The sequence below is a fragment of the Turicibacter sp. GALT-G1 genome, from assembly GCF_025594995.1.
GTDB classification, from domain to species: domain Bacteria; phylum Bacillota_I; class Bacilli_A; order MOL361; family Turicibacteraceae; genus Turicibacter; species Turicibacter bilis.
The window spans coordinates 4,853-5,628 of the sequence record NZ_JAMQUS010000017.1; the positions used below are offsets into that span (position 1 = coordinate 4,853).

Genomic DNA, 776 nt, shown 5'->3' on the forward strand with positions numbered 1-776 from the left:
TGAATTACTGCTTGTTGATCTTGCACTACTTGATGAACTATTGGTGCTAGATGTATTACCACTTGTCTTTCCTGTACTATTAGTTGACTCAGTTATAGATTCATCCTGTTCAAGTGATTCATCTTTTAACTCAGTTTCATTCTCTGAATCCTCAGATTCTTCCTCTCCATCATCTAAATCTTCAAGATCACTCTCTTGATCTTCAACTAAATCAGTTACTTCTACATCATCTAATTTTTCATCTTGTTGTGCTACTGGTTGACACCCTCCAAATAATAAAGTTGCAACCGCCAATAGAATACTTAAATTATATTTTTTCATCTTTATTTCCTCCTAAATTTCCTAAATTAACTATATTTTAAATATTATTTTACAAGAATAAATCACCAATAATATTTATTTTAAATTTAACCATTTAATTTTTCTCATTTGCTATGAAGAACATCACATATAACATCATCCGGAGTAATGTCCAACTCAGCAGTTAATGTTTCAAGAATATTATATACTAATGAAACTTTTTCTTCCTTACTTCTATTCTTTAAATTCTTATGTACCATTAAAGAAGCAAATTCTAGTTCTTCAATTTTGGTAACTTCAATGATCGCCAACGTTTTTTTATCCATCTTATCACCTTTAATCTACAAAATCTAACATTGAATTAATGTATAAAATTGATTATACTAGAAATGTTGATATTAACTCAACAATCTTTTTAAGTAGCCTAGTCACCTCCAAGTAATGTCTAGGCTACTTTTTTTGGCTCTTTGTCAACT

General features: G+C 29.1%; 2 protein-coding genes. Both read right to left on the reverse strand.

Going from position 1 to position 776, the window contains the following annotated elements; translation table 11 throughout:
- A partial coding sequence (locus NEH74_RS03680; RefSeq protein ID WP_411040393.1) for a hypothetical protein occupies positions 1 to 321 on the reverse strand: 321 nt, incomplete at its 3' end.
- Positions 322 to 425: 104 nt separating this feature from the next.
- Positions 426 to 626, reverse strand: a complete 201-nt coding sequence (locus NEH74_RS03685; RefSeq protein ID WP_151922525.1) for a hypothetical protein — start codon at positions 624 to 626, stop codon at positions 426 to 428.
- Positions 627 to 776 lie beyond the last annotated feature (150 nt).

Excerpts from the sequence above, each read along its gene's own strand:
- NEH74_RS03685 (WP_151922525.1), bottom strand. The coding sequence starts at position 626 with ATGGATAAAAAAACGTTGGCGATCATTGAAGTTACCAAAATTGAAGAA.